Source organism: Candidatus Poribacteria bacterium (assembly GCA_021295715.1).
In the GTDB taxonomy this organism is placed as follows: Bacteria; Poribacteria; WGA-4E; order WGA-4E; family WGA-3G; genus WGA-3G.
This window is the reverse complement of sequence record JAGWBV010000081.1, coordinates 1-18,386: the sequence shown is the minus strand read 5'-3', so window position 1 is coordinate 18,386 and position 18,386 is coordinate 1. Positions and strand designations below refer to the sequence as shown.

Here is an 18,386-nt window from a genome sequence, read left to right as displayed (position 1 = left end):
AACTGTTCGATGACTATCACGATATATGCTTCGCGGAATACATAGATGATCGCCGCCGCGAAACTCATACCGCGTGAAAGCGCAGCGTAGCATCCGAGAATTAAAATCGCAGAAAAAAGTGAGGTTATTGCCAAAGCACGTGTCGCTCCGAGCCACGAGAGCAAACGACCGTAGCAATACAACATCACGATCATACTCGGTGGGACTGCCACCATCCCACGCGGGAGATTCTCAGCACCATACGCCTCAATAAACAGGGAGGAGGACACGGAACGGATAAACTCATAACCGAATAGCACAAAACAGGCGGCACCGCTGATTGAGATAGCCGCATAGATAAGTCGTCGTGGAAACATAGATAAGGTTGCCCTCAAGAAGTTTTTTACCGCTCCGGGATGCTGTCCTCAGCCGGACGCGGATTGTGAACCCAATGCCCACTCGGATCGTTGCCTCTGGCGACAATTGCACGGCGATTCCAGTCGTTTGCTGCGTGGACTTCAGGCGGCACGAACCGCATCGTCAACCCGCAACGCCGTCTGTCTGAGGTGTTCGGTTCCGAACCGTGCAATAGCAGGTCCGAGTGCAGCGACATCTGTCCGGCTTTCATCTCAAATGGGAACGGGGCATCCCCGTATTGTGTCGCGCCATGCACCGTCTGACCTAACACATTCTTTTCTTCCGCAGTGCTCGGCTCAAATGCGATCTGCCCGTGCAAATGCGATTTCGGGATAACAGTCATCGCACCGTTCTCGACTGCCGCATCGTCAATCGCGAGCCATACGGTGACAGTTTTACTCGGGGAGAGGGGCCAATAGGAAGCGTCCTGATGCCAACTCACCTGCTTCACATCGCCCGGTAGCTTGCAGAAGTAGTGTGTTCCCCAACAGATTAACGTTTCACCCAATAGGTCTTGCACGTAATCCAGAATTCTGCCTTCAGTAATCAGATCGTGGATACCGGGACAGGTGGTATGCCATCCGTTGATGGAGTAGCTATTCATCCCTGCTGCCAATGCTTTCTCCATGAGCTGATCGAAATAGGCGCGGTGTTCCGCCATCTCCGCTTCGGAAAAGACATCCAAAGGTGAGATAAAACCTTTCTCATTGAATTGCTCAATTTGGGCATGCGTTAGGGTGGATGGATTCTCATTTTCAACGGGGAAAAACTGAAGTGTTCGATTGAGTTCCGGCATTGCATCCGTAATTGGCATCGGAGTGTCCTCTTTTCTCCACGTAGGTTAGAAGTTTATGTGTGTTATGTGAAATTGACCTTAAAAAAAATAATACTGTGCCCGTTCCGCTTCCGACATCCGATCTGGGCGCGTTCGATACCAGCGGAAATGTTCATAGTGTGCGGTGTAATGTTCACCGTCTCGGCTATCGTTGTAACTCAAAAACAGTATCCGTCGAGCACTGTTTGATGTATTCGGTGCCGCGGCGTGTGGCGTAAAACAGGTAAAGATTGCCATATCTCCGGGTTCTAATTCCACGTAGACGTGAGCCTCGTTCGCGAGTCGTTCTGGATCAATCTGGGTTTTGTCAAGCGAACCGGGTTCATGCAAAAATCCTTGATGATGTCCCGTCCAGAGTTCTGTGCACCCGTTCTCTTCCGTGCTGGCATCAAGGGCGACTGAAACCGTGAGGAGACTGTGCGGGAATCCTTGCCACCAATTGTAGTCCTGATGGAGTCCATTCCCGTGGCTTTCCGGTGGTTTGAAGATGAGTTTGTCTTTGAACAGCACCGCTTCATAGCCATCATATAAACACGCCAACCGATCCATAATCCGTCTGTCACGAACGAGCGCAGAGAATAGCGGCGAGATACTGACAAACGGGTCAATCTTCCACGGGTGACCATCCGCCAACATCTCGAAACGGAGATTGTATTTCGGTTCAAGCTGAAATTCACGACTCAGCGAAAGCATGTGATCAACAATCCGTTCTGCCTCTTGGCGATAAATCTCAATCTCTTCAGGCTGAAAGACATTACGAAGAATGAGAAATCCTTTCTCCTGATATTCGTTAACTTCAACAGGATCAAGGGCAAAACGGAGTTGCCGTTTTTGTGGACCGTTCCATTGAGGGGTGCCCGTCTCGGATGGGCGTTCGACACTTACCATCGTCGTCTCCTATCTGCTACTGAATCCGAACATCTGCTTTCAACTGTCCCCAACGAGTGGCGACTTTGCCATTCGGATCAACAGCAAAGGCAGGGATATCTTCTCCGTCAATGACCAAATTGTCGTAATGGACGTTTGCCTCGTATGTAATGAAGCCGATACGTCCGCTGTCACGAAATTTCATATCATCGTCACCCTCAAACAGGAGTTCATCATCGACAAAACATTTGTAATCTTGTCTCTCTGCAACGACCTTAAGACGATAGGTCTCGCCAACTTCCGTGCTCGAATTGATTCTCCCTCCATCGGGAGAATTGGCATTTGTGCTGGTCTGTGCGAATCCAGAACCGCATACCGTTGTTCCCGTCTTTATCAGCACGGATTAACACACCCGCCGCATTCACCCCTACGTTCTTCACCAGTGTCACGTCCACCTCAAGAGTGTAATCCGTCCAATCCTCATCACCGAACATCGTCTTGGCATATTGCGCGCCAGAGGTCTCGGCATAAGCATCTTTCTCAATTTTCCACTCACCTTTAACAGCGTTCCAACCATCCGGAAGTCCATTATCGAAATTTTCCTGCCATACCCCTGCAGAAGCAGTAGAAGTCAATATCGAGACCATGAATATGACGCATACGATATATGAATAGCGCATCGGTTCCTCCAGTCTATCGGATCATAATTCTGACTCAGACAACTCAACGCAACCACCAATAATTATATCCATATTAATTGATAGGTCAAGTTAAACCTGTAAAAAATTAGAGGCGTTTAGTTTTTATGTAGGATGGATGTCCGCACCCGACGCTTACGAACCATTCTCTGCTGGCGAGGTTTCTGACCTCGCCTTCTAATCGCTGACAACCAATTGATGACTGCTAACCGCTGATTGCTGACCGCTAAAGGGTTTTACCCAATCTCCCTAAAAACTTGACCTAAAAGAGAATTTATGATAGTATGCCACACTGTAATCTGTTACGTCATACCATATTAACCTGAACTTTGAACAAAAAACAGACATCCCTACGAAAACCTACCTATTAGAAAGACACAAAGACACGAAGCAATGGACGAAAAACGAGCAAGTGGACGCTACTACACCCGCGGGAATCCTTTTCAGTTGGAACCGTTTCAAACGTGGGCAAAAGCCTCCAATTTAGAACACCAGACAATCTTAGAACCCTTTGCGGGTGCGAAGGACATCCCACGGTTGATTGACGCAGCGCATCTACAGTGTTGTGGTTGGACATTTTTTGACATCGAACCGGGAGCAGAAGGAATCGTACAACGCGACACACTCGCCGATTTTCCCAAACGGTTCAATGCTTGCATCAACTCCGCAACACGCCGCGGCTTACCTTTCCCAGAAGCGACCCGTTATGATGACCTCTACAAATACGCACTTGAGCAGTGCTTAGCACATTGTGAGTGGGTGGCGGCAATTATCCCAGAGGCGTTCATTCGGAGCGGTCTGTTCTTGGAACGGCTGTGCGATTTCATCTCTTTAGTCCCACAAAAAGAGGGTAAGACGGAAGAAGAAAACAAAAAAAGAGACACCTCCTATATGTTCGAGGACACGGAGCATCCAGTTGGTCTCGCACTGTTTGAACCGGACGCAACATCGGACGTTAGAATCTGGCGCAACAATCAGTTTCTCGGCACTATGCGTGAACTACGCGAACACCTACCGCAACCTTCTTCTAATCGGGACATTGTGTTCAACGACCGGCGGGGAAATCTCGGACTCATCGCGATAGACAATACCGTTTCCGCCTCTATCCGTTTCTGTCCACCAGAGGAACTGAAAGACTATCCGATTCGTGTCCATTGTCGTTCCATTACCAAAATTGGCGTGCCATGGCGTGTGGATATCGATATGCTCAACACACGTTTGAAAACAATCCGAGAGAAAACCCACGATGTTTTTCTAACAGCGTTCAAGGGCATACGCCGCGATGGGCATTACCGACGACGGTTAGATTGGGCTTTAGCGCGGGCAATTGTTAACGCGTAGTATCTACAACCTGCAATAAACACGGAGTAGAAAATGAACATCCGCACATTAATCTGCATACTGCTATTGGTAACGCTCATTACCGTTGCAGGATGCATTCCGGGTGATGGGAAACACGATGATGGGAACCCCGCTGGATTTTTCTGGGGCATCTGGCACGGATGGATCGCACCAATCTCATTGATATGGGGAATTTTTGATCCACATATCCGTGTCTATGAACCCAAAAACACAGGATGGTGGTACGATCTTGGATTTTACATCGCTGTTATCAGTGGTTTCGGGGGTATCTCCCTTTCGCGGCGGAAACGGAACAAGACCGTAGTTCAGACAAACGATAATTCTGGATAGCAACCGGTAAAAACAACTTAAAGGATTTCCCTATAGTATGTTGGGGACACGCACCGTCGGGGAAAAAAATGAAAACTTTTGAGACGCGGGGCCCTGTAGATGCCGCGCGAAACTATGTCGTCAAGCGGACAGCCGAACTTGCAGATTTTGTTGCGCGGGTCAAACAAGGCCGCTACATCGTCATCTTTGCACCTCGGCAGACAGGAAAAACAACCTTTTTCCGATGGGCACTGGATGCCCTCGCAGCCGAAGGTATAGCGTATTTCCCCATCCAATTGGATTTTGAGGCATATAAAAACCTGACCGCCTCCGTTTTTTACGGTGAACTCTACAAGGATATTCGTGAAGAATTTGAAAAAGTTTTCCAAAAACGGGGACATGTGCCATCGGAAGCACTTCATCAATATTTGGCAGGGACCCAGGTAACCGATCATCTCTCAATGCTACGGTTCTTTACAGGACTCGAAAATCTGCTCAAACCGCAGCGTGTTGTGATTATCATTGACGAGTTTGATGGAATTCCGGGGAGTGCCGTCAGTGATTTTCTGTATTCGCTCCGCCGTATCTATCTCTCTGGGGCGGACTCGCGATGTCCTTACAGTCTTGGTATCGTCGGGGTCAAGAGTATAACGCAGCTCAACTATGACCGCTCTATCTCACCCTTCAATATTCAGGACGAGTTCGCCTTACCTAACTTTACCTTTGAACAGGTGCAGGAACTCCTTGGTCAGTACACTGAGGCTGTCGGGCAACCTTTCGCCTCTGAAGTCATTCGCGCACTTCATAAACAGACAGCCGGTCAACCCTTTCTTGTGAATCGCTTTGCACAGGTTCTCACTGAGGAATTGGACATCCCGATAACCGAGCGTATTAACATGACGCACTTTTCGGAAGCACACACGCGATTGCTACGCGAACGAAACGTCAACGTTCAGCATCTTATAACAAATATCCGAAGGAATCCGCGCTTTGAAACCCTTCTGATGGAAATCGTCTCTCGCGATAGAGGTGTGGATTTTAATCTGGATAACGAATTTATTTCGGATCTCGCGACTTATGGTATCCTCGCGGAAGGTACCGACGGAATGTGTGAGGTTGTCAACCCGATCTATCAGTATCGCATCATGAAAGCGTTCCAACCCCTGATAAACGGACTGGAGTGTGAATACTTTCCAGAGGACGCAGAAATCGATTTCTTAGATTATCTTGCACCCGACGGACAGATTCGACTGGAGCCTTTACTTGATAACTTTCGGAATTTTATCGCCCGGGCAGGCTATCGAATCCTGCAGGTGCCAGAGACCCCGAAAGGGTTCGTTGGGCAGTACCTTCTCTTTGCCTATCTTGAGCAGTTTGTGCGATTGGTGCAGGGACGAATGTACCTTGAAGTACATACAGGACGTGGTAGAATGGATATACTTATCCTGCACAATTCGCAAAAGTATATCGTTGAAACCAAGATTTGGGAGGGAGAGCGTTCATACGCGGCAGGAAAAAAACAACTCGCAGCGTATATGCAGTTAGAGGAAGCAATCGAGGGATACTATGTTGTGTTTGATCATCGGAAGAACCCAGCACCTCGGACAGGAACAGAGATTGTAGATGGTTTCACTATCCGGAGTTACGTTATCTCTGTGGTCCAAGAACCACCTTCACAAGTGAGATAACCCAAGCATTTTGTAGGGTAGACTGTTAGTCTGCGTTTCCCACTGCTTGCTGGGGATACGGGCACAATCTAACAGATTATGCTACAAAGATGGTAACTTAGGGGTGTGTAAGTATTTTGGCAGGGTTTCGTCAGAGATGTCTCAGAAATCGCCTTGATAGAGAAAGGAAATAACCAATGAAGGACTTTCTTAACAATCCCAAGTCTTTAGGAAACCTGGGTCCAACCCAGTAATTTATTCTTTTTTTTTCACAATATAAGTGCTGATATGGTATAATAGGAATATCTTATCAGCGGTGGGTGTTGTAACACCTACCGCGCCGCTACAACGGAATAAGGACTCTCCATAGATAAGGTAATACCACAATGGCACATAAATCGCATAAGATAGCACTTCGGGTGAATCCTAAACAAGACGCATGGTTTCACAGCCAATGCGGTTATGCCCGATTTGCTTGTAATAACGCTCTGGCACATTTCAAAGCAGGTTTAGCTTCTGGTAAGTTCTACTCAGGAATTGATCTAAACAATCACTTCAATACAGCCAAAAAAGCGTATGACTGGACGAAAGCACAAGACCAGCGTGCTGCGTTATACGCTATCCGAAACCTAACAGAAGGCATAAAACGCTGGAAAGACAAGATTAGTGGGTTTCCAAAGTTCAAGAAGCGTGGGCATAGGTTATCCTACACCACAGACGAACAGGCAGTAAAGGTAGAGGGAAAGCGTATTAAGTTGCCCAAAATCGGTTGGGTACGCATGTTCCAAGAGTTGCGTTTTGAAGGTAAAATAATTCGTGTTACCATATCCAAGACTGCACACCGCTGGTTTGTATCTATCACCGTTGACACAGGAACACCGAATGTTTCACGTGATACACGTGGACTCCCTGTTATCGGCATAGATGTAGGTATCAACTCACTTGCCACACTTGATACTGGTAAACACTACGATAACCCAAGACCTTTGAAACGCTATGAGAAAAAACTTGCCCGTGAGCAACGCAAGTTAAGCCGTAAGGAGTTTCTATCTAATAACTGGTATAAGCAAAAAGATAAAGTTGCCAAACTGCACTATAAGATTGCTTGTATCCGAAATGACGCACACCACCAAGCGACCACAGAGATAGTCAATATAGCAAGTGCGATTGGAATAGAAACACTCAAAGTTACGAACATGCTCAAGAACAGAAAACTTGCCAAAGCATTATCTGATAGTGCGTTAGGTAGTTTCCTTGAGAAACGCAAATCCAAAGCAGAAGTGCTTGGGATCCCGATTATAGAAGCCCCACAATTCTTTGCGTCCAGTAAAACCTGTAGCAGTTGTGGGTATGTCAAAGACGAACTATCGTTATCAGAGCATGTATTTCATTGTGAGTTCTGTTATACCTCAATAGACAGAGACCAGAACGCTGCGATAAATCTCAAGACCCTCGCCGTGGGAAACCACACGGAGAGTTAAAACGCTTGTGGAGTTTGTGTAAGACCTCCACAAGAGGAGGCTACGAATGAAGAAGCAAGAATCCCACGACTTTAGGCGTGGGAGTATCAAAGTTTTAGTCATCGGGGGCACAGGCAACATCAGTCGTGGAATTGTTGCCGCGCTGCAAAACCGAAACCATGAAGTCGTCCTTTTCAACCGCGGACAACACGCCGATCCACCGCCGCCAGATGCCCGTGTAATTCGCGGCGACCGAAAGAATCGTGAGGATTTCGAGGCGAAAGTTGGCGCAGAAAACTGGGATGCCGTGATTGATATGATTAGCTTCAACGCCGAGGATGCCGCCTCCGCACTTCGCGCATGTCAAGGACGCGTCGGACATTTTGTCCACTGTTCAACGGTGATGACCTACGGACCGCCGTTCAGTGGAATTAATCTTCCAGAAACGGCACCGTTGCAAGGCACATCGGGTTATGGGCTTGGCAAAATCGAAGCGGATAACCTCCTTTTGGCGGCTCACGCACGCGATGGATTCCCCGTAACCATTTTCAAGCCGTCCTATACACACGGTCCCGGTATGAACCTACATCGTCAAGTGGGTGGCGATGGCAGTTGGATCGATCGGTTACGAAAAGGGAAACCGATCCTCTCGGCAGGCGATGGATTAAATTATTTTCAATTCCTGTCATCTCGCGACGCTGGAATTGCGTTTACAGATGTACTCGGTAGATCTGACTGCTTCGGTGAAATATACAACATCGTCCATCCACAAGCGCGGACGTGGGACGAATGGCACCGTGCCGCGGCGGACGCACTCGGTGTTGACATAGAGATCGTGCATGTATCTCAAGAGACACTCATCGCGATGGCACCCGAACGGTTCAGCGGCTTGCGGGGCAACTTCGGGCATACCCAAATCTTCAGCCACGAGAAACTCTCAGCAGTATTACCTGAATTTAGTCCACAAGTCCCGGTTACAGAGAGTGTAGCAGAAAACATCGCGTGGATGGACAAACACAATCTCGTTCCGGATAGCGATGCAGACGATCTGGAAGATCAGATTATCGAGACGGTTCGCAATCTACCGCGTATTCGATAGCACAGAGGTGAAAACATGCTACAAATCAAATCAGCATTGGATTCAGAAAGGCTTGACGTTGTTGAACACGACCTGCGCGAAGTCGGTTTCCATGTCATCGAAAATGTGATTACCGACGAAGAAGCAGACGAAGCGCGCGAAGCAGTCTGGAAAATGGTGAAAGACGATATCGCCAACGGACACGACCACAGTTACGGCGATGGTAAAATTCGTCGCGTTTGGGCAATCGTCGGAAAATCACCTATCTTCCGCTATTTTATCCAGCACCCGACCGTGGTGGCGGTGTGGAAACGGATGCTCGGTGAAGATGTTATCGCCTCAACGTTTACAGCGAACATCGTTGGACCCGGCGCACCGTCAGGCGGTTGGCATATCGACTACCCGTATTGGGCGATGCAATCTCCCTTTCCGTCCGGTTCGTTGACGGGTCAAACGGTCTGGATGTTAGACGATTTCACAGAAGAGAACGGGGCAACGGCGTGTATTCCAGAATCACACAAAACACTCCGCCGTCCCGAATTAGGAGAAGCCGAGGGACTTGAGATGAGCATTGCTGTCGCACCGAAGGGCTCTATCATGTTCACGAACGGCGCGATCTGGCATCAGTCTCGGGCGAACCTAACGGACACACCCCGCGTCGGTCTACTCGGTATGTATAACCGTTCAGTCATCTATCCGCAAGAGGACATGCCGCGTCAGCTGACCGATAACGAATTGGCAGACGAAAGCGATGTGCTGAAACAGTTATTGGGCAGAAATATTCAGTTCCGTGATCCAGATCACGGGCAGAATTGGCATCGCACGGATGGCGGATTTCGTCAGGCGTAAGGACAAGCATTCAGTTCCCTGTAGGAGGGATCTCCGAATCCCGACCCCAGTTTCCCAAAATCGGAAACCAAAGACCGGAAACTGAATCGCTCTAACTGTATTGATAGTTTCACTGAACACTATGTTGTAATGTATTATAATTTCAAATTCTGAGGAGTATGTTTATGCCAATTGTATCCCATGATGTTTTAAGAAAGTTTGTGTATGACATATATCGTGGTGCTGGTGGTACACAGGAGGACGCACGTATCGTTAGTGACCACGTTGTCGATTCTAACCTCGTCGGACACGATTCGCACGGTGTTATCAACGCACCGAACTACATCGGCGGCATGGAAGGCGGTCCCGCCGCAGATAAGATGGAAATTGTCAGGGAAAGCGGTGCAGCAACTGTTATCAATGCCAACGGTGCCCTCGGCATGGTTGCCGCTCGTAAAGCGATGGAGATGGCTGTTAGAAAAGCAGAAAGCTGCACTATTGGTGCAGTTGGCTTACATCGGTGTGGACACGCAGGGCGGATGGGTGAATATCCACCGATTGCCGCACGTGCTGGCATGATCGGGATCGTTCTACTCAATGGCGGTGGACGCTTCATGCATCCCCATGGTGGTACTTCTCGGAGACTGCCTCCGAATCCGATTGCGATCTCAGTGCCGCGTCAGGGTGGCGAACCACTTCTCCTTGATATGACGCTCAGTGTCGTCGCAGGGGGAAAACTACTCGTCCAGACGGCGCGCGGTGAATCTATACCGGAGGGTTGGATGATAGATGCCGAAGGTAAACCGCTCACGGATCCGAATGCGTTTCGTGAACGTCCACAGGACACAGCCGTTATGCCACTTGGTGGTTTTCAGTTTGGACACAAGGGGTTTGGACTCGGTGTGATGATAGATGCCATCGCCGGTGGACTTTCTTGGGCCGGATGTAGCCGGGAACAACCGACCCGCGGCGCGAGTGGCATTGTAATGTTTGCAATTAAAATTGAAGATTTCATCGACTTAGCGGATTATGAACAGGAGATTGCGCATCTTGTGGAGTGGGTAAAGTCATCCGCCCGGTTGCCCAATGTTGACGAAATCTATGTACCTGGAGAATTTGAGGAACGGAGCCGCGAGAAACGTATACGTGAAGGGATTCCGATTGAAGAGCCGACGTGGAATCGTCTCGTGGAAGCCGCAGAACGTTTCGATGTTGCGGTTCCCATATAGTCGGAGGCACACGCCGTGTGCCGTAAACGGACAACGGGAGAAAATAATGAAAGTCTACAGTTTGTTTGTTTTGCTTATCGGCATTACGGGGTGTGCTGCACTGAATCAACCTATTGGTGAGATGGCTGTGTCACGCCTCACCTGTGAATCTAATCCAGAGTTTGTAGATGGTAATCTCGAAACAGAGAGCACATTCGCAGTGAATGGGTTTGTCCGAAAGGCGTATATCCTTCACGAGGGTCAAGGGCGAGGACTCGCCTATGCCCAACGGCGTTATATAACGCAGGTTGAAGGGCAACGTCGCACGGAAGCGATTATCAAATTGGATGCTCCGACCTATATTGCCTATGTGGAGGTTTATCCGGCATCGCGACGGATTCCAAATTTCGCGATGATGACGACAACTGATGAGCCGCCACGCTTTGATGTCGCCTTTGAACGGGTGTCCGACAAGCAGCATCAAGACATAGAAGGGCTGAACCCAGTGCGTTTTCGTATCGGGCGAGAGGTGCTTTATCTACGAATGAGCGCAGACGGAATGGAGGACAGACAGAATTCCACCCGAACTGCAAACTCAGGCGTTGAGATTCCGCTGAAAGGGGCTTCCATCCGGGAAGTTAAATTTTATATTCGTCAGACACCCTAACGGGAAAGGAGCAAGAAAATGAATAAGTGGGTTTTCAGCATTTTATTATTTCTGCCATTTGCCATTGCTGGCTGTGTAGGACTTCAAGGAAAATCGGGAACGGAAATTCTACCCTCGCGTTTATCTTGGCTTCAGGACACGCCTATTGAGGAAATCGCATCTTCACGAATTACCTGCGACACTCACCCTGAAATAGTGGACGGCAACTTGGAAACAGTCGGGACTTTTGAAGTGCACGGAGAGGTGAGAAAGCGGCATGATATCGTGGAGCGTGAGAGGCCTTTCATTGGCAGAACCCAGTATATAACCGAACTTGATGGAACAATCCGATGCGAGATTTTGATTAAGCTCGAAAAACCAATGTATGTGAGTTCTGTTGAAGTTTATCCGGCATCGCGCATCCCCACTTTGGCACTGAGCACAGCTTTGGATGAATCGGAACGTCACTTCGGTGAATCCGGTACAGGTTTCAAGCCTGTCCATGACAAACAGTATGAAGATGTAGAAGGCACAAAACCGGTGAAATTCCAAGTGGAAAGGGAACTGCTCTACCTGCGCGTGACAGCAGATGCAATAGAGGACCGATACGATGCCACGCGGTTTGATGACATGGTAAGTGACGAGGGAATTGACATTCCTTTGAAAGGTGCTTCAATCCGAGAGATTAAACTCTACGGACGGCAACCGTTGTATGGTAAAACCGAGAAGTGAAAATGCGAATGTTCGGCGTTCTCTTGTTTGTGCTGTTCGGTCTTAACGGATGTGCGCTGCTGCAAGAGACACCATTGGTCGAAATACCGGCTTCGCGTCTTTCCTGCGCACAAAATCCTGAGATGGTGGATGGCGACCTGTTGACGGTAGGCACCTTTGCGTCAAAGGGGTCCATCAAAAAAGAGTTTATGGTAAACTTCGGATACACGCCACGGCAGTACCAGCGTCGAGTGATAGGTAGCCTAAAAACGGAAACGCTGATTAAACTCGACGCGCCGACCTATATCAAGTATATCGAAGTCTACCCCGCATCAACCCTTCCGAATTTCGCTTTAGATACCACCGCGGAAGAGAAATCGCCGAGGTGGATGCTTTCGTTTACGGCTGTGGAGGATAAACGGGCACAAAGAGTGGAAGGCACACTGCCTGTGAGATTCCAAATTGAACGGAAAGTCCTCTATTTGCGATTGACAGCGAACGCATTGGAAGATATAGATAATGTATCCCACGGCAACGAGGTAGGCGAGTTGCGAATTCCGCTCAAAGGTGCCTCAATCCGGGAAGTTAAATTTTTCGAGCGACAGTCCCTTTAAATTTTTTAGTTAAATTCTACAAACAGATACTTGTGACGGAGGAACACCGTGAGCAGAAAATCGATAGCCTATAACTTTGAACTTAGCCTAACGATGTCCTGCTGTTTTGTAGTGTTCATGTTAATTTTTGGCGTTGCCGGGTGCGCTATATTGCAAGAGCCCTCGCCTGTAGAAATTTCGGCTTCACGCCTATTCTGTGAGAAAAATCCTGAAATGGTGGGTGTCTTTGAAGCGCATGGGACTATCCAAAAGGGGTTCGGACGAGGAAGTAACAGCAGACGGCAGTACCAGCATGAAGTCGTGGGTAGCCTAAAAACGGAGACATTGATTAAACTCGACGCGCCAACATACATTGACTATATCGAAGTCTATCCTGCTTCGACGATCTCTAATTTCATTTTAGATGCTACCGTTGAAGAGAAATCGTCGAAATGGATGCTTTCGTTTGAGGCTATTGAAGACAAACGCGGTGAAAAAATTACAGGTACACAACCCGTGAGGTTCCAAATTAGACGGAAAATACTCTATTTGCGATTGACAGCGAACGCGTCGACAGACGCTGAAAATGTTGGCGTATACAGCGAGGCTGTCATCAAAGAGATGGAAACTTCTCTGAAAAAGATGGACGCAAGCAAGGAGACAACCGAGAAGGTAAGCCGACAGTGGCGGAAACAGAGGAGAGAGGGAGAAATGCAAATTCCACTTAAAGGGGCTGCGATCCATGAAATTAGATTCTATGGTAGGTAGTTAGAGGCGTTCAATTCTCACGACTCTTATTGACCGCTGACTGCTATGCTTGTAGGAGCGACCTCCCGGTCGGCTTTCTTACAAAGATGGATAGAGAACCGAAAATTAATAGTTCTGAGAAGGTAATAAAATCGACTTGACTTTTGTTTTAAAATCTTATAAAATTGGAGTCACTGATAGGATTTATTCACGGCAATTTTTGCTGGAGATGTCGGAATTTCGGCAGTCGAGAAAGCAAATTGTGTATAACTCCTAAAATTTGACATTTTTTAGCAGTTGCGCTAAGGTTTAGACAAACCACACAAGGTGAAACCGATAGGTTTCCAATTTAAATAGCTGGAGGATTAGAATTCGATTGCAAAAACAAGAATCGAAGGGTGTTCCCATACAGAGCAACGCTGAAGTACAAGCCCTCTTCGGGCAAAGTGATGCCTTCTTGAAAATTATTGAAGATGGGTTTGATGTTCGCGTCGTTTTGAAAAGTGACAGCGTTGCTGTCATTGGTGAAGATATCACAGAAGTTAACCAGGTGACAACGGTTCTCGAATCCCTACTTCACCGCATCCGGAAAGGTGAACGCATTCAGGCAACCGATGTCAACTATGTAATTCGAGCGTCGGGTGCGGGTGAACGAGATGTTTTCGGTGAAACTGGAGCCGAGTCTATTCCAGTATTCTCGAAACGCGGTGTGATTCGTCCGAAAACTGCTGGGCAGAAACGGTATGTTGAGGCAATTAAGCACAACGACTTGGTCTTCGGCATCGGACCGGCGGGAACGGGAAAGACGTATCTCGCTATGGCGATGGCGGTTTCCGCACTCAAAAGCGGACAGGTCAGTCGTATTATCTTGACGCGTCCGGCTGTTGAAGCCGGTGAACGTCTCGGCTTTCTACCCGGCGACATTGCAGACAAGGTCCATCCATACCTACGACCATTGTACGATGCCCTCTATGATATGATGCCCGCGGATGCCCTCGACAAATACATTGAACGCAATGTTATTGAAGTCGCACCTATCGCTTTCATGCGAGGCAGGACACTCAATAATTCGTTTGTCGTCCTTGATGAAGCACAAAACGCCACTATTGAGCAGATGAAGATGTTTTTGACCCGACTCGGTTTCGATTCAAAAGCGGTGGTTACGGGCGATATTACGCAGACGGATCTGCCGAACCATAAGGTCTCAGGACTCGCAGACGCACAAGAAGTGCTTTCGGATATCAAAGGTATCCAATTCGTCTATTTTTCCAAGGTTGATGTCGTCCGGCATGAACTCGTCCAACGCATTGTTGAGGCGTATGAGCAGGCATCACCGCACAATGTGAGACGGAACGGAGTAACTTCATCGGATGTCTCCAACGGAGAAGGATAACCGTTTTGATTCGGGTTACCAATACGAGTTGCTATACCACTTTTGATGTAGAGGTGGTGTATAGCGCGGTGCGTGCAACGTTAGAGGCGCATGACGCAGAGCCGTGCGAGGTCAGTGTCCTCTTGACAGATGATGTTGACATGAGACAACTCAACCGAGACTATCGTGGCATTGATGCACCGACAGATGTATTAGCGTTTTCAATGCGTGAAGGTGAAGATAGTGATGTAAATCCAAGTTTGCTCGGAGATCTCGTTGTATCCCTTGAAACCGCGGCACGACAAGCATCGACAACGGACGGGTTCAGCGGAACTCACGGGAACCTCGAAACCGAAACCGCAGTGCTCACAGTACATGGCATGCTACACCTTTTGGGTTACGACCATCAGACGCAAGAAGAAGCCGAGATCATGTTTGAAAAACAGGAAAGTATCTTTCGTTCCCTCGATTTGCAGGCGGATATAGGACAGTGTGCTGGTTCTTGGTGATACCAAGCCGGTAGCCTGCAACAACGGCGCAGGCGACTCTTACGGAAGGCACGGCAAAGTTTTAACCTACGTCGTTTAACCGCAAGGTAAAATTAAAAATTGGACGACCTAGCCTTAGTGATCAAACTTGTTAGCTTAGGCATACTTTTAATTCTCAATGCCCTGTTTTCAGCTGCCGAAGCGTTACTTGCTCGGTTAACGCGAGATGATATTCTCAAGTTTGCCGAGGAGGGTGGCAAACGCTACGAACTACTGACCTCCCTATTGCGCAACCCACGCCGTTATTCGTTGACTATTATCACTGCCAAAACGATTCTAATAGTGGTCAGCGTTATGGTATTTATGACGTTTTGGAAATACCCTGTGGCAAATGCGGCACTCGCAGTTGCCTGTTTCGTCGTTTTTACTGAGTTGTTCCCGAAGAATTATGTGCAGGGTAGCACAGGGGAAGCGACGATTCGAGCGCTCAGTGTACTACGCGCAATCTATTGGGGTGGGTTCTTAGTCTTAATTCCATTAAATTTTCTCGCCAACCTTATTGTCCGTGTCTTTGGAGGTAAAGTTACATCAGCACAAGACAGCCTCGTATCCCCAGAGGTTTTAGAGACACTCGACAATGTCGCCGATAGCCAAGAAATCTTAGAACCAGATGACCGAGAAATGATCTCTCGGATTTTAGACTTACCGGACAAAGTTGTTCGAGAAATTATGGTCGCACGGACCGATATGGTCTGTCTTGAAGTCACCACCCCCGGTGACGAGGTTTTGCAGACAACAATCGCCTGTCGACATACCCGTATCCCAATCTACGAAGAAACCATTGACCGAATTGTCGGAATTTTACACGTTAAAGATATGTTGGATTGCTGGGAGGCAGGCAAACCGATTAATCTGAGGGAACTGATCGTTGATCGAGGTCCTTTCTTCACACCGGAGAGCAAGAATATATCAGAGCTCTTCCGAGAACTTCGGGCACATAAACAGCACATCGCGATCGTTGTGGATGAATATGGCGGTACCGCTGGGATCGTAACCTTAGAAAATATCATTGAAGAAATTGTCGGTGAGATCCACGATGAAGACGAAATGGATGAACAGGATGACTACGTCCAGATGGATGCCAATACCTATTCGATCGATGCGAGACTGAATCTTATTGAGTTAAATGAGAGACTCGGTACAGAACTCGAAGCGGAAAACATTGATACGATCGGGGGCTTCGTCGTGGACCACCTTGGGCGTGTGCCTGAACGGGGGACACAATTTACCTACCGCGGTATCCGTTTTACCATATTCGAGGCGGATGAACGACGCATTCATAGGATTCATCTTCAGATGCCGGATATCGACATCGGTGGTGCATCTTAGGAGCATCGGAATCACTGAACTTCATTCCGCGGGTGGACTTTTAAAGCGTACTTGTTTCCAAAGAGGGTGGGATTTGTGTCAACATTGCAAATTTGGAATTAAAATTTGACAATCCGAGAACGGGGCGTAGCGCAGCCCGGCTAGCGCGCCTGCTTCGGGAGCAGGAGGTCGGAGGTTCAAATCCTCTCGCCCCGACTTTATTCCGTCAGTGATAACGCATCCACTGCACCTAAAACCATGGCAGCCCAAAAGACCCAAGCGATTGTCATTCGCACCTTTCCCCTTCAAGAATTCCATAAAATCATTACCTTCTACACGCCTGACTTCGGGAAAATTAAAGCAGTCGCTTACGGCGTGAAAAGTCCAAAGAGCCGCTTCGGTGGTCGTTTAGAACTCCTCAACCACGGAACACTCCTCTTTCAGCATCGCGAGAATCGGGAATTGCAAAACATCACCGATTTTAATCTAATTGACGGATTCGACGTGGTTCGCTCCGATTTTACGCGCATCACCTACGGGTGCTATTTCGCCGAGTTGGTGGATAGCATCGCATCAGAGGGAATCGCCAGCCCTGAAATTTTCAATCTCCTTCACACCACCAACCAATTTTTAGTTCATGTGGAGGATGTCCCGTTGCTTGCACGGGGGTTTGAGATTAAGTTTCTCGATTGTGCAGGGTATGGACCGGAACTTTCACGATGTGTGCATTGCAGTTCAGCTGTAAAGAGTGAAACGATGGGTGGATTCGGCATCGCTTTCAGCGTCCGATACGGCGGTGTGCTGTGTGGCGAGTGCAAAAATCGAGATGGTGCTGCCTTTACAATCGCACTCGGTAGTTGCGAATTGCTGAAAGTGCTTCGGAAGTCTGAATGGAATCGGTTCAACCGTATCCGTGCCTCCTCCCGCAATCATCAGGAACTTAAACGTCTGCTTGGTAACTTCATTGAACATCATACCGAACGCACCTTAAAAAGTCTCAGATTTATTGAGAATGTTTTGTAGATCCGAAACGATTTATCGTCTGGGTTTCCTCCTCAAAATTTATATATTGAGCCTGGAAACATTCAGAACGTATAAGGAGTCGTGATAGACCCCCGACTGAAGTCGGGGGCTTCTGCCAAAGTTAAGCAGAAGCATTTGTGGAATTGAGAAGCGGACTGGTCGCTTCAACGGAGCAGCCGACAATTTTGTTAAACAAAACAATCGGTCTTACAACGCCTAACCCAAAGGAAACTATCCCTTCCTTAAGAATGTTCAGTGCAGCGTTTTGGTCTCTATCCAAATGTGTATGACACTTCGGACATTGCCATTCACGGATTGCTAATGTTAGGGTTTCATTTTTATGTCCACATACAGAACAGCACTTTGTAGAAGGTGTCCAGCGGTCAATCTTCAGGACAGCGCGTATCCGTTTATCCGGTTTCTTTGGGGTTTCTTTGCTTGATACTTCAGTTTCTGCATGAACTCATCGAAGGCAACGTCGGAAATCTGTTTCCCCCAAAGGCGTTTCATGCCCTCAAAGTTGAGGTCTTCAAAGAACAGAATATCGAACTGACGGCACAAGTCTATCGCAAGTTTCCAATGATGGTCTGCTCTCTGGTTCGCAGTTTTCTTGTGGATACGTGCCACATTCTTGCGTTGACGTTCGCTGTTATTAGACCCTTTGACTTTACGGGAATGTGCCTTTTGTGCTTTCGCTAACTTATCAGCGTTCTGTGTATAGAACATCGGA

At 48.0% G+C, this 18,386-nt stretch carries 20 protein-coding genes, 1 tRNA gene and 1 pseudogene; 16 read left to right on the top strand and 6 right to left on the bottom strand.

Translation table 11 applies throughout. From position 1 onward, the window contains the following. From J4G07_17835 to J4G07_17815, 5 genes are all read right to left on the bottom strand, one after another. Positions 1-356, bottom strand: a 356-nt coding sequence (locus J4G07_17835) for a hypothetical protein (protein ID MCE2415846.1), incomplete at its 3' end; no start/stop codon positions are given. Between the two features lie 26 nt (positions 357-382). Then, a complete protein-coding gene (locus tag J4G07_17830; GenBank protein MCE2415845.1) occupies positions 383-1,210 on the bottom strand; it encodes a phytanoyl-CoA dioxygenase family protein in 828 nt (275 codons plus the stop codon). A 60-nt stretch (positions 1,211-1,270) separates the two neighbouring features. After that, a complete protein-coding gene (locus tag J4G07_17825; protein ID MCE2415844.1) occupies positions 1,271-2,119 on the bottom strand; it encodes a phytanoyl-CoA dioxygenase family protein in 849 nt (282 codons plus the stop codon). 16 nt (positions 2,120-2,135) lie between these two features. Next, positions 2,136-2,303, bottom strand: a complete 168-nt coding sequence (locus J4G07_17820; protein ID MCE2415843.1) for a hypothetical protein — start codon at positions 2,301-2,303, stop codon at positions 2,136-2,138. 70 nt (positions 2,304-2,373) lie between these two features. Then, positions 2,374-2,778, bottom strand: a complete 405-nt coding sequence (locus J4G07_17815; protein ID MCE2415842.1) for a hypothetical protein — start codon at positions 2,776-2,778, stop codon at positions 2,374-2,376. Between the two features lie 411 nt (positions 2,779-3,189). Here J4G07_17815 and J4G07_17810 point away from each other — a divergent pair, with 411 nt between their 5' ends. From J4G07_17810 to recO, 16 genes are all read left to right on the top strand, one after another. Then, on the top strand, positions 3,190-4,137 hold the full coding sequence (locus tag J4G07_17810; GenBank protein ID MCE2415841.1) for a hypothetical protein: 948 nt from the start codon (positions 3,190-3,192) through the stop codon (positions 4,135-4,137). A gap of 33 nt (positions 4,138-4,170) precedes the next feature. After that, the gene (locus tag J4G07_17805) at positions 4,171-4,488 is read left to right on the top strand and encodes a hypothetical protein (GenBank protein ID MCE2415840.1); all 318 of its coding nucleotides are present in this window, start codon (positions 4,171-4,173) and stop codon (positions 4,486-4,488) included. A 68-nt stretch (positions 4,489-4,556) separates the two neighbouring features. Beyond that, on the top strand, positions 4,557-6,155 hold the full coding sequence (locus J4G07_17800) for an AAA-like domain-containing protein (protein ID MCE2415839.1): 1,599 nt from the start codon (positions 4,557-4,559) through the stop codon (positions 6,153-6,155). A 365-nt stretch (positions 6,156-6,520) separates the two neighbouring features. Next, positions 6,521-7,615: a transposase gene (locus tag J4G07_17795; protein MCE2415838.1), complete on the top strand. Its 1,095-nt coding sequence runs from the start codon at positions 6,521-6,523 to the stop codon at positions 7,613-7,615. Between the two features lie 46 nt (positions 7,616-7,661). Next, positions 7,662-8,693: an NAD-dependent epimerase/dehydratase family protein gene (locus J4G07_17790; protein ID MCE2415837.1), complete on the top strand. Its 1,032-nt coding sequence runs from the start codon at positions 7,662-7,664 to the stop codon at positions 8,691-8,693. Between the two features lie 15 nt (positions 8,694-8,708). Continuing rightward, positions 8,709-9,521, top strand: a complete 813-nt coding sequence (locus tag J4G07_17785) for a phytanoyl-CoA dioxygenase family protein (GenBank protein ID MCE2415836.1) — start codon at positions 8,709-8,711, stop codon at positions 9,519-9,521. 164 nt (positions 9,522-9,685) lie between these two features. After that, complete coding sequence (locus J4G07_17780) at positions 9,686-10,729, top strand: Ldh family oxidoreductase (GenBank protein ID MCE2415835.1); 1,044 nt, start codon at positions 9,686-9,688, stop codon at positions 10,727-10,729. A 46-nt stretch (positions 10,730-10,775) separates the two neighbouring features. Further along, a complete protein-coding gene (locus tag J4G07_17775; protein MCE2415834.1) occupies positions 10,776-11,375 on the top strand; it encodes a hypothetical protein in 600 nt (199 codons plus the stop codon). Positions 11,376-11,393: 18 nt separating this feature from the next. Further along, positions 11,394-12,086 (top strand): hypothetical protein, encoded by a 693-nt coding sequence (locus J4G07_17770; protein ID MCE2415833.1) that lies wholly within the window; start codon positions 11,394-11,396, stop codon positions 12,084-12,086. Continuing rightward, positions 12,083-12,679, top strand: coding sequence for a hypothetical protein (locus J4G07_17765; GenBank protein ID MCE2415832.1), 597 nt, complete (start codon positions 12,083-12,085; stop codon positions 12,677-12,679). Before J4G07_17770 ends, J4G07_17765 begins: the two co-directional genes overlap by 4 nt. A 48-nt stretch (positions 12,680-12,727) precedes the next feature. After that, complete coding sequence (locus tag J4G07_17760; protein ID MCE2415831.1) at positions 12,728-13,426, top strand: hypothetical protein; 699 nt, start codon at positions 12,728-12,730, stop codon at positions 13,424-13,426. Positions 13,427-13,781: 355 nt separating this feature from the next. Then, positions 13,782-14,798, top strand: coding sequence for a PhoH family protein (locus J4G07_17755; GenBank protein ID MCE2415830.1), 1,017 nt, complete (start codon positions 13,782-13,784; stop codon positions 14,796-14,798). Between the two features lie 8 nt (positions 14,799-14,806). Next, positions 14,807-15,286: an rRNA maturation RNase YbeY gene (gene ybeY / locus J4G07_17750; GenBank protein MCE2415829.1), complete on the top strand. Its 480-nt coding sequence runs from the start codon at positions 14,807-14,809 to the stop codon at positions 15,284-15,286. A 99-nt stretch (positions 15,287-15,385) separates the two neighbouring features. Further along, positions 15,386-16,654, top strand: coding sequence for an HlyC/CorC family transporter (locus tag J4G07_17745; GenBank protein MCE2415828.1), 1,269 nt, complete (start codon positions 15,386-15,388; stop codon positions 16,652-16,654). Between the two features lie 120 nt (positions 16,655-16,774). Next, positions 16,775-16,849 (top strand) — tRNA-Pro (locus J4G07_17740). A 42-nt stretch (positions 16,850-16,891) separates the two neighbouring features. After that, positions 16,892-17,656 carry a DNA repair protein RecO gene (gene recO, locus J4G07_17735; protein MCE2415827.1) on the top strand — a complete coding sequence of 255 codons (765 nt, stop codon included), beginning with the start codon at positions 16,892-16,894 and terminating at the stop codon, positions 17,654-17,656. A gap of 121 nt (positions 17,657-17,777) precedes the next feature. Here recO and J4G07_17730 read toward each other — a convergent pair. Next, positions 17,778-18,386, bottom strand: a pseudogene (locus tag J4G07_17730) (transposase).